Genomic DNA, 18,926 nt, shown 5'->3' with positions numbered 1-18,926 from the left:
AGCTGGAACACCATCGCCACCTCCGCCGTCGTCATCCGAGCTTGCGCACCCGTGGCCCCTCGCCGCCGAGCATCAGGGCGGTCAGCGCCCAGACCAGCGCGTCGAGCCGGTCCGGCGAGCGTCCGCCCGAAAGACCGCCGGGGCCGAAGTCGGCCATCTCGTCCTCGAGGTCGGGAAAGATGCCGGCATGGCGCACCCGGCCCTGCGCATAGAGCGCCGCCACCGGTTCGGCCCGCACCCACTTGCCGCGGGTCGCCCGCACCGGGCGCACCGGAATCTCGGGATCGACCTGCCGGATCACGGCCGACACCATGTCGCCGCCCTGGTTCACCTCCACCACCAGCGCATCGGCAGCCTCGGCGCGGTAGAGATCGATCGCCCGGCCCGCCCAGACCTCGGGGCGCACCCCGCGGATCGAGGCATCGGCCAGCACGAAGGCCGTCCCATCTGCGTCGAGGCCGGCGGCAATGATCCCGCAGGCGTCGGAGCGCGCGGTCGAGGTCGCGGGCGGATCCACCGCCACCACCACCCGGCAGAGCTCCGGCCGCCCGGCGATCCGCACCGCCTCGAACTGCTCGCGCCGCCACAGGGCGTCGGGCCGGTCCTCGATCAGTTCGCCGTCGAGTTCCTGGCGGCCAAGCCGGGTGCCGCGATAGCGGCCGGTGATCGCGGTCAGGAAGCCGGGCGCAGAAAGGCCGCGTTGGCGGCGGTCCGTGCCCGCGTCGTCGCCGTGTCCGGCATGGCCAGCAGCCGGCGCAGCAGCGGCACCGCCCGCGGCGTCGTCGTCACCACCTGCCGCGGCCGGTCGCCGAGGCGCAGCCCGAACTGCAGCATGTCGAAGGTCGCCTCCGCATGGCGCCATTTCGCCAGCTCGTCGGCCCAGGCCGCATCGAACTGCGGTCCGCGCAGCGCCTCGGGGTCTTCGGACGAAAATGCCTGCGCCTGCGCCCCGTTCGGCCATTCCAGAATGCGTCGGCTCGGGCTCCACAGCGGCCGCTCGGCCGCCGGATGCACGGCCAGCAGGCCGGACACGCCCTCGATCATCACGTCGCGCACATCCGAAAAGGTCTCGCCGACGAGCGCGATCCGCCCGGCGGCCCGGCCCGCAAACGGCGGCCGCCCGGCCGCCACCGCGCGCACCCATTCGGCGCCGGTGCGGGTCTTCCCGGCGCCGCGCCCGCCCAGCACCAGCCACACCGTCCAGTCGCCCTGCGGCGGCATCTGGTCGGGCCGGGCAAACAGCGGCCAGTCGGCGGAAAGTCGCTCCAGATCAGCACGGTCCAGCGTCGCCAGAAGCCGGCGGATCGCCGCCGGGTCCGAGCATCGCGACAAGGCGTGCCGCAAGCGCGTCACGGAAGCGATCGTCGTCGGCGCGGCTTGCCCCGGCGGCGGCGTCCTCGCGTCGGGCGTCGTCGTCACAGGCCCTCCGCGCGGTCGTTTCGAGATCGATCAGGTTTTCCAGCGTCTTGGTCAGGGTCGACAGCGTGCGCGCGCCCTTCTCGTCGATCACGATCGCCTCGGAAAAATGCGCCTCCACCCGCTCGATCTGCCGGGCCAGCGTGCTCCGCAACCGCTTGATCATCGCCTCGGACGACGCGCCGGCCGTGGCGGCGGTGGAGACTCTTTTGGGCTTGGCAGTCGGGATGGTTTGGCTCGTCCCGGCGGAGGGCGCGGCCTTCGCGGTCTTCACGGTCCGAGGGATCTTCGCATCCGGGGAGGCCCTGCTGGCCCGCACCGGTCTCGCGACCGCAAGGCCCTCGGCGCCCTCGACCGCCTCTCCCGCCCCCCGCCGGCCGGCTTCGTCGTCCCCGGCATCGCCCCTCCCCGCTCACGAAAAAGGGCCGTCCCTGCCCGGGCGGCCCGTCGTTCGCAACTTTCGGATCATGACGTGAACCTACCCGGACAGCGTCACGCTGTCAAGGACTATATTCCTATGCCAGGGGAGATAGGACTATTTTCCTTTACTCGCTCCACCCCGTCGCGCCGCCTGTTTCGGCACCCGCATCGGCCAGTCCACGATCCGCTGCTCCCAGTCGTCGATCTCCCACTCCTCCTCCGGCACCGTCCGGCCCTGCACGGAAATCCCTGCGGTGTGCACCGTCTCCGGGTCGCCGGACACCAATGGATGCCACCAGTAGAGATCGCGGCCCTCGGAGACGAGCCGGTAGCCGCAGGTCGGCGGCAGCCACGACAGCGAGCGCACGGTGTCGGGATCGAGCGGGATGCAGTCCGGCACCGTCGCGGCCCGGTTGGGATAGTCCTTGCAGCGGCAGGTATCGCCGTCGAGCAGCACGCAGGCGATGTCGGTCCAGGCGATCTCGCCGGTGTCCTCATCCTCCAGCTTGTTGAGACAGCAGCGCGCACAGCCGTCGCAGAGGCTCTCCCACTCCGGAAGCGTCATCTGATCCAGCGTCTTTTCCCGCCAGAACGGCCGTTCGTCCGCCGCCATTCCGCCCTTTCCGCCTGCCGTGGATCCCCCGTTAACCATCTTCGCTCCAAGCCTTTGCCACGGCATGCCGATAAGAATAATCTCGAATTGTAACTCCTGGCGACCGGCCGGGCCATATGCCCGTGCAGCAATCCCCGTGCAGCAATCACGGGGCCGCCAACGCGCAGCAACAGACGGACGGCGACCGTGACGGAACGCGAGGCTCGGAGCACCGGCGACGACGACCGCAAGCGGACCGCCCTTGCGCGCCGCCTGCTCGCGCTCGACGCGGCGATCGACACCGGCGCCTGGCGCGTCGGTCGCGCCCTCGGCCGCGTCTGGTCGTCCTATACCGATACCATGTCCCGGTTTCGCGTGCGCGGCGTGGCCCGGGCGGGCTCGGAGCTGGCCTCGGAAGCCGCCACCCTCGGCGTGGTCGGCGCGGTGGTGCTGCTTGCCTTCGCCCAGCCGGCGATGAAGGCCACCGAGGGCAACTGGCGGGCGTCCAGCGAATATGCCGTCACCTTCCTCGATCGCAACGGCCAGCCGATCGGCCGGCGCGGCCTGTTCCTCGACGACACCGTCCCGCTCGAGGCCTTCCCCGAATCCCTCGTCAAGGCGACCCTCGCCACCGAGGACCGGCGCTTCTTCGACCATTTCGGCATCGACGTCTTCGGCACGCTGCGCGCGCTGTCCGAGAACGTCCGCCGCGGCGGCGTGGTGCAGGGCGGCTCGTCGATCACCCAGCAGCTCGCCAAGAACCTGTTCCTGTCCAACGAGCGCACCATCCAGCGCAAGGTCAAGGAAGCCTACCTCGCCCTGTGGCTGGAGGCCAACCTCACCAAGCGCGAGATCCTCAAGCTCTACCTCGACCGCGCCTACATGGGCGGCGGCAGCTACGGCGCCGCAGCCGCCTCGCGCTTCTATTTCGACAAGTCGGTGCGCGAGCTGACGCTGGCCGAGTCGGCGATGCTCGCCGGCCTCTACAAGGCGCCGACCCGCTATGCGCCGCACATCGACCTTGCCGCCGCGCGGGCCCGGGCCAACCAGGTGCTGACCAACATGGTCGACGCCGGCTTCATGACCGAGGGCCAGGTCGCCCACGCCCGCCGCCATCCGGCCGGCGTCGTCGCCACCGAACAGGCCGCCGCTCCCGACTGGTTCCTCGACTGGGCCTTCGAGGAGGTCAAGCGCATCGGCCCGAAGGAGAGCCACACGCTCACGGTGCGCACCACGCTCGATCCCCGGGTCCAGAAGGCCGCCGAGGAGGCGATCGCAGTCAACCTGCGCCAGCATGGCCAGGACTACCGCGTCACCGAAGCCGCCACCGTGGTGCAGGACACCGGCGGCGCCGTCCGGGCGATGGTCGGCGGCCGCGACTACGGCACCAGCCAGTTCAACCGCGCCGTCGACGCGCTGCGCCAGCCGGGCTCGTCCTTCAAGCCCTTCGTCTATGCCGCGGCCTTCCTCAACGGCTACAAGTCCGCCAGCGTCGTCGCCGACGCGCCGATCACCATCGGCAACTGGAGCCCGCGCAACTACGGCCGCAGCTACGCCGGCAAGGTCACGCTCAAGACCGCGCTGACCAAGTCGATCAACACCGTGCCGGTGCGGCTCGCCCAAGCGCTCGGCCGCGACAAGATCGTCGACGTCGCCCATCGCCTCGGCCTGCGCTCGGAACTGAAGATCACCCGCGCCCTGCCGCTCGGCGTCGCGGAAGTCACCGTCCTCGACATGACCGGCGCCTATGCCGCGTTTGCCAGCGGCGGTTTGACCGCCACGCCGCACGCGATCGACCGCATCGCCACCTCCGACGGCCGGCTGCTCTGGCAGCATGCCGCCGACGCGCCGCCGCCGGTGCGGGTCCTGCCCGAGGAAACCGCGGCCGAGATGAACGACATCCTCGCCAACGTGGTCAACGCCGGCACCGGCCGGCGCGCGCTTCTCGACGGCGTTCCCGCCGCGGGCAAGACCGGCACCACGCAGGCCTACCGCGACGCCTGGTTCGTCGGCTACACCGGCAACTACGTCGCCGCCGTCTGGTACGGCAACGACGACTTCACCTCCACCAAGGACATGACCGGCGGCTCCCTGCCGGCGATGACCTGGCACGACATCATGGCGCCGATCCATGCCGGCATCGAGATCGCCGCCATCCCCGGCGTGGCCGCTCCCGAGACCGTCGTCGCGGCCGCCGCCCCCGGCGCGCCGGTGGAAGGTCTCGTCGGCGACCTGCGCACCGCGCGCCTCTCCGAAGGCAGCCTCACCGTGCTGGCCGACATCGGCTCGCTGATGGAAATCCGCCACAGCCATCTCGTCGCCGGACGGCTGATCGGCCCGGTCACCGCCGGCGCCGACCCGAACGGCTCCGGCACGCTCTCGGCCGGCACCGCCACACCTGGAACCCTCGCACCGGGCGCCGCTGTTGGCGGCCCCTTCGTTGCGCCGGACGCAGAACCCGCGGTTCCCTCCGCCCTCGATCCCGTCACCGTCGATCCGGACGCCAACGAGCCCTGAGCCCGGGTCGTTCCTCGATACGTTGACGCCTTGTCCGCGTTGCGCTTTCCCGCCGTCGCTTCTATTGCTGTTTCGTCCTTCCGGGCCCTCCCGCCCGGACCCGGAGAAGCCGTGCCGTTGATCCGCAACGTCCTCCTGATCGCCGTCGTCAGCGCCGTCCTCGGGCTCGGCTCCGTCCGCCACGCGCTGGACCTGACGGTGTTCGACGACGTCCGGGACTATGGCCCGTGGCGCGCCGTGCTTCCGGCCACGGCCGCGACCGCCAATCCCTATCTCGCGGCCCGTCTGGCGCGCAGCGGCGAGGTGCCGCTCGGGCCGGTGCTCGGCCTCGCGCTCACCGCCCGCAGCGACGACGACGGCGCGCCGCTCGATCCCGCCTGCCACTATGTGATCTCCGGCGATCTCGCCTTCGCCGATCTCTGGACGCTCACCGTCAGCGCCGGGGACGGCCGTCTTGCCCCGCCGCCCGCGCCGCGCTTCGCCTTCACCAGCCGCGATGTGCTGCGCTCGCCGCAGGGCTTCGACATCACCGTCGGCCCCACCGCCCGGCCCGGCAATTTCCTCTCCGACGCCGGCCTGGACGACATCGTGCTGACGCTGCGCATCTACGATCCGGCGCTTGTCGCCGCCCTTTACGAGACGCCGCCGCCCTTTCCGCGCATCCGCCTGCAAGGCTGCGCCTGATGTCGCCGCGCCGCGCCCTCACCATCGCCCTGCTGCTCGCCGGCATCGTCCACATCGTCGCCATCCTCGCGATCCCGGGGACGGCGTCGCGCAGCGCCTATGGCCGCGTCGCGTCGGTCACCGACCTCTTCGCCGTCACGCTGCTGCCGCCCGACGGGTCCCCTCTGCCCCGCCTCGACCCGTCCTTCGTCCACGCGGTCTGCCGCGCCGAGTTCGGACAGGGCGCGGCCATCCTCAGCGGCGACCTGCCGCCCGTGCCGTGGATGGTCTCGGTGGTCGACGAAACCGGCGCGCTCGGCGACAGCTTCTCCAGCGCGGGCGCGGCCCTGCCGGGTGTCGATTTCATCGCCGGCTCGGCCGCGGCGATCGACCGGATCCGCAGCGCCGTGCCGGTGCCGCCGGCGCACCGCTTCCATGCGCCGGTCGGGACGGACCATGGCTTCATCCTGCTGCGGGTGTTCGCGGGCACCGGAATCGAGCGTCCCGAGATCGAGGCGGCCGTGCGCCGCCTGCGCTGTGCGCGCTACGACGAGGCGGGCTGACGGTCAGGCCGCCCTGCATCCGGCCTCACTTCTGCGGAACCGGCCCGTCGAAGCCGTCGAGCAGCCGCCCCTTGCGCGGCCCGGCCCCGGGCACGACCGTCGCCCGCCCGGCCGCCGGACAGCCGATCACCGAATAGAGGGTATCGACGCCCGGTTGGCGGCAAACAGCTGGTTGGACGGGGTCTCGATCTCCAGCCGGTCGATCGCGTTGCGATAGGATTTCAGACGGTAGATCAGCGCCCGCCCGACCCAGGCGATCAGCGCCTCGTTCTCGGCCACGCGCGCGCCGGCATTTCGGATCCAGACTTCCTCGCCGGTCAGCTGCCGGCCGATCGCGGCGATGCGCTCGCCGTCGGCGCGGCGCACCTTCAGCACCGTCTCGCAGAAAGGCGGCACCAGGTCGGCGTCGGAATAAAGATCCGCGATCACCTTGCTCCAGCGCGCCTCGGACGAGCGGAACGGGGTTTCCTGCAGCCAGATGTAATAGCTGGCCGGATCGAAGCGGGCATCCACCGGCGGCAGGATGCGGATGCGCTGGCCCTCGACAAGCACCTTCGTCCACCACGCATCGGCGGCCGGCGGGCTGATCAGCGCCCAGGCCTGATCGGCCAGAAGCCGTTCGGTGTCGGTGCGGTTGAAGGACGAGACCGGCTCGCCGCGCTTGGCCGCGTTGAGCCGCCCCGCGGCCGGCATCAGTTCGTCATGCATCCATGAGGGATCGGCGCGCCCGAAGTCACCCTCGGGCCGCGCGCAGGCGGCGAGCCCGAAGGCAAGGACAAGACCTGCACCGGCCACAGCCATCCAGCGGGGTCCGCGCAGCAAGCGACGAAGGCGCGCACCCGTTCGGGCATGGTCTCGCAGGCCTGTCTCGCAGCGATGATCTTGAGGGCGCGTCAACCGGGGATCTCTCGACTGGCGCGTCGCGACCATCCGGAGCTCGGGGTTCACACCCCGGCGCCCTGGTCACGACTCGCGACCTCGGCACGCTAGTTGATTTCACGGCCGGACGGAATCGCTCCGCGACGTCACCCGCCGGCTCGGCCGGCCGGAACAGTGTTCCGCCGGACTGGATGACGGTGTTGCCCTCGATGGTGCATCTGAACCAGCACGCGCCGAAAAGTCGTCCTGCGCCGTCAGGAGGGCCGAAGCCGGCACGCGCGGCCGACCAGGTCGGAACCCCGTGATGGTCCAATGCTCCGGCCCATCACGACAGCAACGTCAGTCGTCCAGATCATTCCAGCGCGGGCGCTGCCAGCTGTCGGTGCGGCGCTTGCCGCCGTCGCTGCTGTCGCGCTCGCCGTGCCGTTCGACACGGACGCCGGGGAAGATCATGACCTCGCCAGGAAGCGCCGACTTGTGGCGCCGGGCGAGGCGGGGACTTGCTACGCCGAACTCGATCACGAGACCCATGATGACTCTCCATCATCTTGTCCGGCGCACCTTGCACGCCGGAACTATTTCCCGTTCAGCAGCCTCATCAAAGCACTTCTTTGGTTAACGGGACGTTTACAAATTCCGTTCAAATTCTACGGAACACCACCTATTCCGGGGAAATCCCGGTCCCGCCCCCACATCCCAGGAAGAGCCACGCGTCATGACGGGTCGCACATTCCCCAGGGACCTCTCCGATTTCGGCATCCAGTCCGAGAACGCACGGGGTCAGATTTTGCTCCAGGCCGCGACGGAGCTTTTCGTCTCCGAACCCGTCCATACCCGCGACGAGCTCCGCGTCTTCGAGGAACTCGCCCTCCAGCTCCTGCCCTCGACCCCGGTTGCCCAGAAGGCGGCGACCGCCCGGTTGCTGTCGCGCCACCCCGCGCCCCGCCCGCGGTCCTGCGCGCCCTGCTGTTTTCCGAACCGGAGATCGCCGCCATCGTTCTGGTCGGAGCGCCGGACCTGCCGGAAGCCGATCTGCTCGCCCTCGTCGCATCCGGCTCGCCGGCCCATCTCCACGTGCTCGCCGCCCGCCGCCGTCTATCGCCGCCGGTGGTCGATGCGCTCGCCGAACGGCTCGGCGCCGAAGGCGGCTGCTGCTCGCCCGCAACGAAAGCGTGCGCCTGACGCCGGAGGCGGCGCGGCGCCTTGTGGACGCCGCCCGCGGCGACCACGATCTCGCCAACGCCCTGGCCGCGCGCATCGACATCGACGACGTCGACCTCGTCGACCTGTTCCTCGATCTCGACGACAGGGGCCGGCGCCGGGTCACCCGCGCGCTCGAGGTGCTGGCGCTGCGCGATTTCGCCACCCGGCGCGCCACGCCCCGCGCCCAGATCATCGACCGCGAAGTCGGCCGCGACATCGCCCGCGCCGCGGCCGTGCGCGACGACGGCCGTCTCGCCATGCTGCTCGGCGACGCGATGCAGCTCGACGGCGGCTTCGTCCTCGACCTGCTCACCGACCGCGGCGGCGAACCGCTGGCGATCGCCCTCAAGGCCGCCGGCTTCGACGAGGCCGCCGCCACGCGGATCATCCTCTTCTCCGGCGCCCGCCATCACCGCAGCTATTTCGAGGTCCGCGCCCTTCTGGAGCTCTACCAGCAGGTCACCCTGCGCGCTGCGCGCCAGCTGGTCGCGCGCTGGCACGAGAGCGGGCTGAAGGCCACCGCCAGCGCCCGTGGCGGCGCCGGCCAGGCCCGCAGCGTCGACGCCGGCCCGATCGGCGAACGCGCCGATCCGCGCATGCCCGTGGCCCGCCCAGCGGACGCCGCACCGCTCTCCGGCACGACCACGGCGGCAACCGCCGACCGCCGGCGCGGCTGACCCGGCGCGCGGTCGCCCGCCGGCCGCGTTCGCCGTCTTCAGCAGGGCGCACCGCTGTCGTCCTGCCAAGCGTCGCCTGAATCGCGCCGCCCGAAGGCAAGGCCCAGCCGTGGCCGGGGCCGCGGTGTCACGCTGCCGCCCGCCGCCCGCTCGCGGTGCGTCGCCCCACTCCAGCGCGCAAGATTGCGCAATTCGGCGGCCAGCGCCCGGGCAAGGGCAAGATGCCGGTCCAGATCGTAGCCGCGTCGCCCGGCGCGTCCCCGCGCCCGCTCCTGACGCAGAGCCTTGCGCAGCATCGCGCAGACCCGGGCCGCCCGAGACGGGCTGTCGGGAAGCACCTCCGCGGCGAGCAGCGGCAGCAGGCAAGGCAATGTGGTTGCCCGGTCGTATCCCGACGGGCCGTCATGACCGGGCCGAGCCGACCTGGTCCCGTCGGCAAGCGCACGCGGAGGCGGCACCGGCCGCTCGGTCCGCTTCCTCGGACGGTCGTCGGCCTTGCCCTTCTTCCCCCTGTCCGTCCTTCCACACTCCACAGCCATGCCGGCCTCCCTCGTCGTGAATGAGGCTCGACTGTGCGGCAAGATTCGGTTGTGTGAATTAAATCCTATGACGTGGGACGTCGATGGCCGACAGCCATCGTCGCCAACCCCGCGAGACGGCTGCACGCCCGACCGGCGGTTGTCCGTGGCGGATCGCCGGCTGGCCCCCGTGTCGATCCGCGGCGTGAGCTCTCACGGCAGTCGCGGGGGGCGAATCAACGGACACAAGAGCTTGTCCATTGACCCCCGCAAGGATCGAGGCGCCTGATCCGCCGAACGTCCTCCATCACCCGCCGACGCGCTCCACCGCCCCCACCCGCCAGCGATCGGTCCGGTTTCCACAGCCAGCAAGATTTCGCTGGCTGATTGAGGATTATTTTCCTATTCTCTGCCATCGTAATGGCGGCACAGGGAGTCGCACGATGCTGGACCGACCGATCCTGAAACCTCCGGAGGCAGGCGTGCATCCTCCTCCACCCGGTTACCGGATCCTGCACGCCGAAGCGGAAGGTCTCGCCCGGCTCGTCGCCGCCGCGCATGGTGTCGCCCTGCATCACATGGCTGCGCCGGGCCGCGGACCGGCCGTGGTGGCCCGCGCCCGCCACATCGCGATCTATCTCGCCCACGTCCACCTCGGCCTTGCCCCGCCACAGGCCACCGCGCTCGTCCACCGGGACCGGACGCTGCTGGCCTACGCCTGCCGGCGCATCGAGGATTCCCGGGACGATCCGGTGATCGACCGCCGCCTCGACGCCCTCGCCGTCGCAGCCGACGCCCTTGCCGGGGTGCTCGCCGCGCTGGCCGCCTGCGACCTCGCCCCCCACCTCACCGTCGCTTGCTGCCCGGAGACCCCATGACCAAGCCCCGCAGGATCGTCCGCACCACCGTCGTCGGCCCCGATGGCCACAGCACCCTCGTGGAATTCGACCTTGCCGAAAGCCCGCTGGCCTGGCTGCACAGCCGGCGCGGCAAGGACGGGGCCGATCTGTTCGGCGACGACGCCTTTGCCGCCGGCGAGCGGCTGCGCCGGGATTTTACCCTCGGCGCGCTGGAGGCGCGCACCACCATGAACTGGTCCTCGTTTGCCAGCGGCAGCGAACGCCGGCGCGGGGCGGGCGGCACAGATTTCAGCGACGGCGTGATGGCCGCGCGGGCGCGCGTCAGCGCGGCGGTCCAGGCGGTGGGCCCGGAACTCGGCGGCATCCTCGTCGATGTCTGCTGTTTCCTGAAGGGCCTGCCGGAGGTGGAGCGCGAGCGCGGCTGGCCGGCGCGGTCGGGCAAGCTGCTTCTCGCCGCCGCCCTCGGTGCGCTCGCCCGCCATTATGGCTACGGGACGCCGTCCGGCGCCGCGCGGCGGGCCCTCCGCCACTGGGGCGCGCCCGACTACCGGCCTAAGCCGTGAGCTTCGCCGCATCCTCGCGGATGCGCCGGACCATCGAGGCAAGGCCGTTGGAACGCTGCGAGGACAGATGGGCCTTGAGGCCGAGCGTGTCGAACACCGCGTCGGTGTCGGTCGCGAGGATCTCCGCCGGGGTGCGCCCGTCGCTGGCCGCGAACAGGATCGCGATCAGGCCCTTGACGATATGGGCGTCGCTGTCACCGGTGAAATGCAGGCGGACGCCGTCGTCCCCCTGCTCGGTCCGAGTCACCAGCCACACCTGGCTCGCGCAGCCGCGCACCTTGTTGGCCTCGGTGCGCTCGGCATCGGGCAGCGGCGCCAGCGTCTTGCCGAGCTCGATGATGTAGCGATACCGATCCTCCCAGTCGTCGAGGAAGGCGAAGTTGTCCCTGATCTCGTCGAAGGTCATCGGCCGGTCCATGGTTGTCATGTCCGCCATATAGCGAGGATCGCGGCCGAATTGAACCTCGCATCGCGGTTTCGCTGATGCCGCCGCGAACAAAGTCCCGCTCAGGCTTCGCGCCCGTCCGCTGCCCCGCGCCAGCCGGGCAGGCGATCGGCCTCGGTCAGCGTGTCGCCGGTGGCCGCGCCGTCGCCCGTCTCCGTCTCCAGGTATTCGTAGACATAGCGCGCACCGGCCTTGGCCTTCAGCGCCATGGTCGAGGCGATCCGGCCTCCGATCTCGCACACGGAAGGATTGCGCTCGCAGAAGCCGCCGAGATCGCTGACGGCGGCCTGCGCCGCATAGACGGCCTGTCCGGCCTCGACCGGGCTGATCGCGGCGCTCGCCGCGACGTCCTGCTCGTTGACCGGGATCAGGGCGATGACGACCGTGAGCCAGAACAGCGTGCGGATCAGAAACATCACTTGAGCGTCCTTCCTGGCCTCGCCCGTCGCTGTCCCTGCAGCGGTCCGGACGGGGGTGGCGGCTGTCGCGCCGGGCGGATCCGGACGTCGACGACGCCAGAGTGCCATCGCCGACTTGAGATCGGTTTGAAGGGAGCGGGCGGATTTGATTCGAATTTTAGGCATCCCGGAAGCGGGCGGAGAATCAGTCGCTTCACCCCTTCAATCGCTCCGTCGTCCACAGTCTGACCCGTGTTAGGACCCCGTTCACCCTGTTTTCGATTGTCGCTGCGGATTACGCCAAACCCGCCATTTTCCGGGCTTTTTCAGGCTTCGCGTCCAGCGGGCGATTAGGCTTCCTTAAAGGCCGGGGTGGCATCCTGACACCAACGACGAGAGGCCGGACCGTATCCGGTCGCACTCAGTGGGGTGTGGTATTGCGTATCCACGAAATCTCGCGCTCGATCGGTGTGTCGCTTGACGGTCTCGTCCATGAGAGCGTCGCCGCGGACCCGCTCGAAGCCGCGCGTCATCGTTGCTTCATCGGTCCGCACCTCGTCGGCGGCCTCTGCGCGCTCGCCCTCATTCCGGTCACCTCGGTTCTTGCCGGCTCGCTGTCGCCCTTCGCCACCGTGGCACTGGCGGCGATCGGATTGGAGACGCTCGTCGCGGTCTTCGTCTCGCGCACCGGCCGGCTCGGTGCCGGCCATCTGCTCTCGGCCCTCTGCCTGACCACGCTGGTGGCGTGGGTTTCGCTCTGGACGGGTGGTCTTTCCTCCTTCGCTCTCGTCTGGCTCGCCTTCGCGCCGGTGGAAGCCGCGCTGTCGGGCGACCGGCGGACCGTGTCGCTCTCGGCAGTGGTAGCGGCGGCCGGTCTGGCCTGCGTGGCAATGGCCAGCCACTTCGGCCTCATGCCGCAGCCGCTGCCCCTGCCCGGACCGGAGGGGCTCCTGCCCGCGCTCGCCGCGCTGCTTGCCGTCGCCTATGCCGCCTTCGTCGCCATCCGCATCGATCGCTTCCACCGCGAGAGCGAGCAGCGCTTCCGCATCGGCGAGAGCCGCTACCAGCTCCTGGCCGACGTCATGAACGACGTCGTCACCTGCCACGCCCCGAACGGCGACGTCGCCTTCGCTTCGCCGGCCGCGGGCCGCCTGCTGGGCGTGCTGCCGTCGATGCTGATGGCCGACGGCCTGTTCCGCCGCGTCCATGTCGGCGACCGTCCCGCCTATCTCTCCGCCCTGTCCGACGCCATCCACGACGGCGCTTCCGAAGTCGAGTTCCGGCTGCGCAAGTCCGACGAGGACGGCGACGACGGCTTCCTTTGGGTGGAGGCGATCATCCGCCGCCAGGACGCCAGCGGCTCGGTCGCCGGCGCCACGGTCACCTCGGTGATCCGCGACATCGGCCGCCGCAAGGCGCAGGAAGCCGAGCTGATGCGCACCCGGGCCGAGGCCGAGGAGGCGAGCTTTGCCAAGACCCGCTTCCTGGCCAACGTCAGCCACGAGCTGCGCACGCCGCTGAACGCGATCATCGGCTTCTCCGACCTGCTGGGTCAGGAGATCTTCGGCCGCCTCGAATACGAGCGGCACCGCGAATACGTGCGCCTCATCCACGAATCCGGCGAGCACCTGCTGCAGGTCGTCAACGACATCCTCGACATGTCGAAGATCGAGGCCGGCAACTTCGACGTCACCCCGGAGCCCTTCGACGTCGCCTCCGTGATGGAGCGCTGCGTGCAGATGGTGAAGCCGCAGGCCGACGTGGCGAAACTCGATCTGATCTCCAGCGTGGAGGCCGGCCTGCCGGAGCTGGTGGCCGACCGGCGCGCCTTCCGCCAGATCATGCTCAACCTCCTCTCCAACGCCATCAAGTTCACCGACGCCAACGGCACGGTGGTCTGCGGCGCCCGGCGCACCGGCCGCTCGATCGCCATCTTCGTCAAGGACAACGGCATCGGCATCGCCGCCAAGGATCTGCCGCGGCTCGGCAACCCCTTCGTCCAGGCGGACAGCGGCTACGACCGCCGCCACGAGGGCACCGGCCTCGGCCTCTCGGTCGTCAAGGGCCTCGTCGCCCTGCACGGCGGCTCCATGAAGATCGACAGCGTGCTCGGATCGGGCACCACCGTCACGGTGACGCTGCCGATCCACCTTGAAACCGAGACGGCGCCGCGTGCCGTCTCCCGGGCCGCGGGTGCGGAGGGAGCCTCTCCCTCCTCCCCGACCCGAACCGCAATGAGGGCATGACGGATGGCTAGAGGACGGCCCGCAAGGCGCGGCATCTTCGCCCGTTCGATCGGCGGCCTGGTCGCGAACCCGACGACGACGGGGGGCGGCCTGGTCATGCTTGCTATGGCGGGCGCGATCATCACCAATGCCGTGGCGATGCAGCCCGGCCGACACCCGAGCCCGCTGTTCGACCTGCCGGTCGCCGGGACGGGCCTGACCGACACCGGCGGCGATCCCGCCGTCACCGACAGCATCCGGCCGGCGCGGCCCCTCACCGTCGAGGACCTGCGCCAGCGCGAGGTGGTCTCCGCCGTGCAGGAGGAACTGCGCGCCCGCGGCTATTACGACGGCCCGGTCGACGGCCTCAGCGGGCCGATGACCGCCGAGGCGGTGCTGAAATACGAACGCATCCACGGCATCTCGCCGAGCGGCGAGCCGACCGACGCCTTCCTCGCAAGACTGCGCGACGGACCGCCCGCCGGCACGATTCCGCTGCCGCCGTCGAAGCCCGCGGTCCCGACCCGGCAGGCGGCCTCCGCCGCCGATCTCGTGCCGACCGGGGCGTCCTCCGCCGCCCATGACGCCGCGTCCATCCTTGCCGGCTCCACGCCGATCAGCGGACCGCCGGCGGCCCCTCAGGAAAGGGACCCGGTCGCCGGGATCATCGCCGAGGCCGTGCTGCCGCCGCGCGCGCCGGCGGTCCCGACCGCCGCCGCAAAGCGCGAGCTTGACCCCGAGCCCGCGCAGGTAGCCTCCCTTGCCGCGCCGCCGCCCCCGCCGGTCGCCGTGGTGCGGACGCAGACCCCGCGGCCGGTGGTCGCCGACGCCCGCCGCCGTGCAGGTCGCCGCCGAGGCGCGTGAGGTCAAGACCGTGCGGATCGAGCCGATCCGCGTTGCCGCGCTGCCCGAAGAGACGGCGCCGACCTCGGATCCCGGGGCCGACCAGCGCATCGCCCGGATCCAGCGCTCGCTCAACCGGCTCGGCTTCGGCCCGCTTCCGGCCGACGGCGCGATGACGCCGGAGACCCGCGCCGCCATCGCCGACTTCGAGAGCTTCAGCGGCCTCAAGCGACCGGCACGATCAACGCCGACTTCCTGCGCGAACTCGTGGCCATGGGCGGCCTCGCCGAACAGTGATCCGGCCGGGGGGCGCGATCCGCCGCCCCACGGCCCGCCTTTACCGGCCCGGCCCTCGCCCTCCCGACTCGGCCCCTGCCCTCGCAGCGTCCCCCTTGCCCTCGCGGCGCGGGGCCGCTACGCCGCTCCGGACGCGATCGTCCGAAGAGGCGCGCGCCAGCGGCGAGGAGCTTCCATGCGCGTCACGTCCGATTTCTGGGTTGCCGCCTATCTGCGGCTGCGCAACGACACGGGATTCTTCACCGCCGTCGTGCGGCGCGGCTCGCCGGAAGCCGGGGCGATCTTCGTCAAGATCGCCCGGCTCGACGGCACCGCCGATCTCTATGCCCCCCTGCCCCAGTCCCTGTTCGAGGATGGCCGTACCGCCACGTCGGGCGGCCGCCTGTTCGAGCGCGTCGCCCTCAAGGCCGACGAGCGTACGATCGACGAGCGGCTGGCCCGCGAGCGCAATTTCGACCCCGACCTCTGGATCGTCGAGAGCGAGGCGCGCGGCGGCGAGCATGGCCTCGACGTCATCGATCCGGACGCAGGGTGACCGAGACAGCGGTTTCCGCAACGCGCCGCGCCTGCCGCAGGGCCCGAAGTCCGACGCCGGTTCAGACCTTCGCCCGATTGCCGCCGGCCCCGGCTCTGGATAGCGTCGATCCATGAATGCGTCCCCGTCCGCCTCGTTGCCCCGGCCCCACGATCTCTCGCGGCGGTTCGCGCTGACCGGCGGCGTCGTCATGGTCCTCGCCATGCTGGCGATCGGCTACTGGGTGTCCAGCCGCATCGAGCAGCGCGTCGTCGACAACACCGCCAGCGCAACGGCACTGTTCATGGACAGCTTCATCGCGCCGCTGGCCCAGGACCTCGACACGGCCGACACCCTGTCGATCGGCCCGATCCGGGCGATCGAGGAGATGCTGTCCGGCAGCGCGCTCGGGGAGCGGATCGTGGCCGTCAAGATCTGGACGCCGGACGGACGGGTTGCCTATTCCGACGAGCCCGCGCTGATCGGCCAGATCTTCGAACCCGGAGCCGCGCTCCGGGCCGCCCTGTCCGGCGAGGTGGTCGCGGAACTCGACGAGCTCGGCGACGAGGAGAACGCAACCGAACGGGCGCACGGGATTCCGCTTCTGGAGATCTACAGCCCGCTGCGCGAGGAATTCTCCGGCCGCATCCTCGGTGTTCTCGAATTCTACGAGAATGCCACCGCGCTCGAGGCGTCGCTGGCGCGCACCCGTCTCCAGTCCTGGCTGATCGTGGCCAGCGTCACGGCGGCCATCGGCACGGCGCTGTTCGGCATCGTTCACAGCGGCAGCCGCCTGATCGCCGCCCAGCAGGCGGCGCTGACCGAGCGCATGGCCGAAACCCGTCGCGTCTCGGACCAGAACCGGCAGTTGCGGCTCGACATCGAACGGGCGTCGCGCGGGGTCGCCGAGGTCAACGAACAACTGCTGCGCCGCGTCAGCGCCGATCTCCACGACGGCCCGGCGCAACTCGTCAGCTTCGCCGCCCTGCGGCTGGACGCCGCCGGCAAGATCGACGATCTCGCCGCCCGCCAGACGGAGCTTGCGACGGTCCGCGCCGTTCTCGACGAGGCGATGCGCGAGATCCGCAATCTCTGCGCCGACCTGTCGCTCCCCGAGATCGAGCAGATGCCGCTCGGCGACATCCTGCACCGCGTCGTCGCCGCGCACCGCTCGCGCACCGGCACCGCGGTGCGCCTCGACATCGTCGGGGGCCATGAGGTGCTGCCGCATTCGATCGGCATCTGCGCCTATCGCTTCGTTCAGGAAACGCTGACCAACGCCTGGCGTCATGCCGGAGGCGCGGACCAGTCCGTCGACTGCACCTGCGTTGACGGCCAGCTCGCCATCGTCGTCGCGAACGGTGCCGGCGCCGCGCTTCCCTTGCCCGAGACGACGGCTCCGACCGGCCTCGGCCTGCCGGGCCTTCGCCAGCGTGTCGCCAGCCTTGGCGGCACCTTCCGCTTCGAGCGCCTCGCCAGCGGCGCGGCGCGGGTCGACATGACCCTCAACCTGCAAGGTCCGGACATCGATGTCTGAGCGTATCAGCCTGGTCGTGGTCGACGACCATCCCCTCTACCGCAGCGGCGTGGTCCGCACGCTTGTGGAATCCGGGCGATTCGAGATCCTCGGCGAGGGGGCGAGCGCCGCCGAGGCCACCGAGCTCTGCGCCCGTCTTGCACCGTCCACCGTCCTGCTCGACATCTCCATGCCCGGCAACGGTGTCGCCGCGGCCCGCAAGATCCATGCGGCCAATCCGGCGACAGCGATCGTCATGCTGACCGTCTCCGAACAGGACGACGACGTGCTCGCCGCGCTCGCCGCCGGGGCGCGGGGTTATGTGCTGAAGGGCATCGGTGGCGACGAGCTGGTCGCCATGCTGGAGGGCATCGCCCGCGGCGAGACCTATGTGGCGCCCAGCCTTGCCGCCCGCCTGCTCGTGCTGCTGCAGGGCCAGCAGCAGGCCGGCCCGGCCCGCACGGCGCCGGTCGACACGCTGACCGCCCGCGAGGAGCAGATCCTCCGGCTCGTCGCCGCCGGCCTCAGCAACAAGGAAGTCGGCCGCAAGCTCGATCTGCAGGAGAAGACGGTCAAGCACTACATGACCAACATCCTGCAGAAGCTGCAGGCCCGCAACCGGGTCGAGGCGGCGCTGATCGCGCGCGATCGCTGGAAGTCCTGAAGGGCGACCGGCACCCTCGCGGCGCTCAGCGGCCGGCCTCTGCCGGTTCCGCCTCCGCGACAGCCTGGAGGCGGCGCAGATCCTTCGACCTTGCCGGCCGGTCGACGATGACCCGGCGCTTGCGGTCGGTGAGGCGATAGCGCCCGCCCGCCACGGATTCGGTCCAGCCGTCCGCATAGCGGACGGCCACTCCGTCCCTGCCGGCCCGGACATCCGCGACACCGCCGCGCTTGCGCAGCCCGTCGAGGAACCGCTCCACGTCGTCGGCGCGCCGCTCCTTGGGGTCGTCCTCCCGGTCCTTCCGGCCGTCGTCATCGTCGCGGCCACTGTCGTCGGCGCCGCCGGAGGAGCCACCGTCATCGTCGCCCTTGCCGCCGTCGCCCTTGCCGTCGTCACCCTTGCCCGAACTGCCTCTGCCCGAACTGCCGGAGGATCCGCCATCATCGGACCCGTGTCCGCCTCCGGATCGCCCTCCGGAGCCACGACCGCCTCCCCCCGAACCGCCACCACCACCATCGCCGTCCTTCGCCACGGCCGTCGTGACACCGAGCTCGAGCGTCCATCCGCGCCGGGCAGCCGATCGGGCGCGCCGAGCAGAAGGATCAACGTTGTGGTCGCGAGCAGGATGCCGCGCCGGACCGCCGGACCGAACAATGGGAAACTGGGGTGGGCGGGCATCGTGACATCCTCCGGAACGCCCAGCGGGACGCGGCTTTCCGACGACCCGGCAGCTCTGGGGGCGCGGCCGGTCCGTGAAGGCCGGTCCACGTCGGAAAACCAGGCACGCATCGTCCTGTAACGTGATCTAGATCCGAATGTCCGTCATGGCATCGGACCTTGGTCGGGCCGATCAAGCCACCGGCAGATCGCGGCCATCCGTCCGGCAGGACCCCGTCCGGACAGGTGTCCGGGCGGGGTCCTGCCCGCGGGCAGAGGTCTGCGATCCGGATCAGTCGTGATTGGCGCCGTCGTCCGTGCCGCGACCGCGGCGGGAGTGGCCGGCGCCGTCATCGGCACCCTTGCCGCCACGGACGTGGTCGGCGCCATCGTCGGCACCGCGACCGCGGCGGGTATGGCCGGCGCCGTCGTCGGCACCCTTGCCGCCGCGCACATGGCCCGGGGCGTCGTCGGCACCGCGGCCGCGGCGGGTATG

At 71.0% G+C, this 18,926-nt stretch carries 20 protein-coding genes and 2 pseudogenes; 13 read left to right on the top strand and 9 right to left on the bottom strand.

Annotated features, from left to right (window positions below; translation table 11 throughout):
• Positions 1 to 31 precede the first annotated feature (31 nt).
• The 3 genes and pseudogenes from A6302_RS00765 to A6302_RS00750 all read right to left on the bottom strand — a co-directional run bounded on the left by A6302_RS00765 (position 32) and on the right by A6302_RS00750 (position 2,449).
• Positions 32 to 1,332 (bottom strand): annotated as a pseudogene (locus tag A6302_RS00765) (DNA-packaging protein).
• Positions 1,271 to 1,690, bottom strand: a complete 420-nt coding sequence (locus A6302_RS00760; protein ID WP_141703348.1) for a hypothetical protein — start codon at positions 1,688 to 1,690, stop codon at positions 1,271 to 1,273. Before A6302_RS00760 ends, A6302_RS00765 begins: the two are co-directional and overlap by 62 nt.
• A 261-nt stretch (positions 1,691 to 1,951) precedes the next feature.
• Positions 1,952 to 2,449, bottom strand: a complete 498-nt coding sequence (locus A6302_RS00750) for a YcgN family cysteine cluster protein (RefSeq protein ID WP_069305438.1) — start codon at positions 2,447 to 2,449, stop codon at positions 1,952 to 1,954.
• A gap of 186 nt (positions 2,450 to 2,635) precedes the next feature.
• On the opposite strand from A6302_RS00750, the gene A6302_RS00745 reads away from it, so the two are divergent.
• From A6302_RS00745 to A6302_RS00735, 3 genes are all read left to right on the top strand, one after another.
• Positions 2,636 to 4,945, top strand: a complete 2,310-nt coding sequence (locus A6302_RS00745) for a transglycosylase domain-containing protein (RefSeq protein ID WP_069305437.1) — start codon at positions 2,636 to 2,638, stop codon at positions 4,943 to 4,945.
• Positions 4,946 to 5,056: 111 nt separating this feature from the next.
• Complete coding sequence (locus A6302_RS00740; RefSeq protein ID WP_169833460.1) at positions 5,057 to 5,629, top strand: DUF1214 domain-containing protein; 573 nt, start codon at positions 5,057 to 5,059, stop codon at positions 5,627 to 5,629.
• A complete protein-coding gene (locus tag A6302_RS00735) occupies positions 5,629 to 6,171 on the top strand; it encodes a hypothetical protein (protein ID WP_069305435.1) in 543 nt (180 codons plus the stop codon). Before A6302_RS00740 ends, A6302_RS00735 begins: the two co-directional genes overlap by 1 nt.
• Before the next feature lie 126 nt (positions 6,172 to 6,297).
• On the opposite strand, the gene A6302_RS00730 is transcribed toward A6302_RS00735, so the two are convergent.
• Positions 6,298 to 6,972 carry a hypothetical protein gene (locus tag A6302_RS00730; protein WP_069305434.1) on the bottom strand — a complete coding sequence of 225 codons (675 nt, stop codon included), beginning with the start codon at positions 6,970 to 6,972 and terminating at the stop codon, positions 6,298 to 6,300.
• Between the two features lie 417 nt (positions 6,973 to 7,389).
• Positions 7,390 to 7,581 carry a hypothetical protein gene (locus A6302_RS23855; protein ID WP_069305433.1) on the bottom strand — a complete coding sequence of 64 codons (192 nt, stop codon included), beginning with the start codon at positions 7,579 to 7,581 and terminating at the stop codon, positions 7,390 to 7,392.
• Between A6302_RS23855 and A6302_RS25955 the strand changes: the two genes are divergently transcribed.
• Positions 7,528 to 8,232, top strand: a complete 705-nt coding sequence (locus A6302_RS25955; protein ID WP_425349096.1) for a DUF2336 domain-containing protein — start codon at positions 7,528 to 7,530, stop codon at positions 8,230 to 8,232. The two genes, A6302_RS23855 and A6302_RS25955, sit on opposite strands and share 54 nt — an antisense overlap.
• The gene (locus A6302_RS00715) at positions 8,148 to 8,930 is read left to right on the top strand and encodes a DUF2336 domain-containing protein (RefSeq protein ID WP_483428741.1); all 783 of its coding nucleotides are present in this window, start codon (positions 8,148 to 8,150) and stop codon (positions 8,928 to 8,930) included. The genes A6302_RS25955 and A6302_RS00715 overlap by 85 nt, the downstream gene beginning before the upstream one ends.
• Positions 8,931 to 8,968: 38 nt before the next feature.
• Here A6302_RS00715 and A6302_RS23380 read toward each other — a convergent pair whose 3' ends face one another.
• Complete coding sequence (locus A6302_RS23380; protein WP_210183232.1) at positions 8,969 to 9,226, bottom strand: hypothetical protein; 258 nt, start codon at positions 9,224 to 9,226, stop codon at positions 8,969 to 8,971.
• Between the two features lie 665 nt (positions 9,227 to 9,891).
• Between A6302_RS23380 and A6302_RS00710 the strand changes: the two genes are divergently transcribed.
• Both A6302_RS00710 and A6302_RS00705 read left to right on the top strand, forming a co-directional pair.
• Complete coding sequence (locus tag A6302_RS00710) at positions 9,892 to 10,326, top strand: hypothetical protein (RefSeq protein WP_083255380.1); 435 nt, start codon at positions 9,892 to 9,894, stop codon at positions 10,324 to 10,326.
• Positions 10,323 to 10,871, top strand: a complete 549-nt coding sequence (locus A6302_RS00705; protein WP_083255379.1) for a DUF6456 domain-containing protein — start codon at positions 10,323 to 10,325, stop codon at positions 10,869 to 10,871. Before A6302_RS00710 ends, A6302_RS00705 begins: the two co-directional genes overlap by 4 nt.
• On the opposite strand, the gene A6302_RS00700 is transcribed toward A6302_RS00705, so the two are convergent.
• Positions 10,861 to 11,277, bottom strand: a complete 417-nt coding sequence (locus A6302_RS00700; protein WP_069305495.1) for a SufE family protein — start codon at positions 11,275 to 11,277, stop codon at positions 10,861 to 10,863. The two genes, A6302_RS00705 and A6302_RS00700, sit on opposite strands and share 11 nt — an antisense overlap.
• Before the next feature lie 101 nt (positions 11,278 to 11,378).
• Positions 11,379 to 11,732, bottom strand: a complete 354-nt coding sequence (locus tag A6302_RS00695) for a DUF5330 domain-containing protein (RefSeq protein WP_069305429.1) — start codon at positions 11,730 to 11,732, stop codon at positions 11,379 to 11,381.
• A gap of 419 nt (positions 11,733 to 12,151) precedes the next feature.
• On the opposite strand from A6302_RS00695, the gene A6302_RS00690 reads away from it, so the two are divergent.
• The 5 genes from A6302_RS00690 to A6302_RS00670 all read left to right on the top strand — a co-directional run bounded on the left by A6302_RS00690 (position 12,152) and on the right by A6302_RS00670 (position 17,773).
• Positions 12,152 to 13,960 carry a sensor histidine kinase gene (locus A6302_RS00690; RefSeq protein WP_141703346.1) on the top strand — a complete coding sequence of 603 codons (1,809 nt, stop codon included), beginning with the start codon at positions 12,152 to 12,154 and terminating at the stop codon, positions 13,958 to 13,960.
• Between the two features lie 96 nt (positions 13,961 to 14,056).
• Positions 14,057 to 14,803 (top strand): peptidoglycan-binding domain-containing protein, encoded by a 747-nt coding sequence (locus tag A6302_RS00685; protein WP_169833459.1) that lies wholly within the window; start codon positions 14,057 to 14,059, stop codon positions 14,801 to 14,803.
• A complete protein-coding gene (locus A6302_RS25485) occupies positions 14,778 to 15,614 on the top strand; it encodes a DUF1491 family protein (protein WP_169833458.1) in 837 nt (278 codons plus the stop codon). The genes A6302_RS00685 and A6302_RS25485 overlap by 26 nt, the downstream gene beginning before the upstream one ends.
• A gap of 112 nt (positions 15,615 to 15,726) precedes the next feature.
• Positions 15,727 to 17,130, top strand: a complete 1,404-nt coding sequence (locus A6302_RS00675; protein WP_069305427.1) for a sensor histidine kinase — start codon at positions 15,727 to 15,729, stop codon at positions 17,128 to 17,130.
• A complete protein-coding gene (locus tag A6302_RS00670; protein WP_069305426.1) occupies positions 17,123 to 17,773 on the top strand; it encodes a LuxR C-terminal-related transcriptional regulator in 651 nt (216 codons plus the stop codon). The genes A6302_RS00675 and A6302_RS00670 overlap by 8 nt, the downstream gene beginning before the upstream one ends.
• Positions 17,774 to 17,798: 25 nt before the next feature.
• On the opposite strand, the gene A6302_RS21845 is transcribed toward A6302_RS00670, so the two are convergent.
• Positions 17,799 to 18,305, bottom strand: a complete 507-nt coding sequence (locus tag A6302_RS21845) for a hypothetical protein (protein ID WP_141703345.1) — start codon at positions 18,303 to 18,305, stop codon at positions 17,799 to 17,801.
• Between the two features lie 423 nt (positions 18,306 to 18,728).
• Between A6302_RS21845 and A6302_RS00660 the strand changes: the two are divergent.
• Positions 18,729 to 18,926, top strand: a pseudogene (locus A6302_RS00660) (hypothetical protein); the annotation flags it as partial.

Source organism: Methylobrevis pamukkalensis (assembly GCF_001720135.1).
Taxonomy (GTDB): domain Bacteria; phylum Pseudomonadota; class Alphaproteobacteria; order Rhizobiales; family Pleomorphomonadaceae; genus Methylobrevis; species Methylobrevis pamukkalensis.
This window is presented reverse-complemented; position numbering and strand designations above follow the sequence as displayed.

Excerpts from the sequence above, each read along its gene's own strand:
- A6302_RS00675 (WP_069305427.1), top strand. The coding sequence starts at position 15,727 with ATGAATGCGTCCCCGTCCGCCTCGTTGCCCCGGCCCCACGATCTCTCG.
- A6302_RS00710 (WP_083255380.1), top strand. The coding sequence starts at position 9,892 with ATGCTGGACCGACCGATCCTGAAACCTCCGGAGGCAGGCGTGCATCCT.
- A6302_RS00695 (WP_069305429.1), bottom strand. The coding sequence starts at position 11,732 with ATGTTTCTGATCCGCACGCTGTTCTGGCTCACGGTCGTCATCGCCCTG.
- A6302_RS00670 (WP_069305426.1), top strand. The coding sequence starts at position 17,123 with ATGTCTGAGCGTATCAGCCTGGTCGTGGTCGACGACCATCCCCTCTAC.
- A6302_RS00685 (WP_169833459.1), top strand. The coding sequence starts at position 14,057 with ATGCTTGCTATGGCGGGCGCGATCATCACCAATGCCGTGGCGATGCAG.
- A6302_RS00705 (WP_083255379.1), top strand. The coding sequence starts at position 10,323 with ATGACCAAGCCCCGCAGGATCGTCCGCACCACCGTCGTCGGCCCCGAT.
- A6302_RS00700 (WP_069305495.1), bottom strand. The coding sequence starts at position 11,277 with ATGACCTTCGACGAGATCAGGGACAACTTCGCCTTCCTCGACGACTGG.
- A6302_RS23380 (WP_210183232.1), bottom strand. The coding sequence starts at position 9,226 with ATGCTGCGCAAGGCTCTGCGTCAGGAGCGGGCGCGGGGACGCGCCGGG.
- A6302_RS23855 (WP_069305433.1), bottom strand. The coding sequence starts at position 7,581 with ATGGGTCTCGTGATCGAGTTCGGCGTAGCAAGTCCCCGCCTCGCCCGG.
- A6302_RS00750 (WP_069305438.1), bottom strand. The coding sequence starts at position 2,449 with ATGGCGGCGGACGAACGGCCGTTCTGGCGGGAAAAGACGCTGGATCAG.
- A6302_RS00735 (WP_069305435.1), top strand. The coding sequence starts at position 5,629 with ATGTCGCCGCGCCGCGCCCTCACCATCGCCCTGCTGCTCGCCGGCATC.
- A6302_RS00730 (WP_069305434.1), bottom strand. The coding sequence starts at position 6,972 with ATGGCTGTGGCCGGTGCAGGTCTTGTCCTTGCCTTCGGGCTCGCCGCC.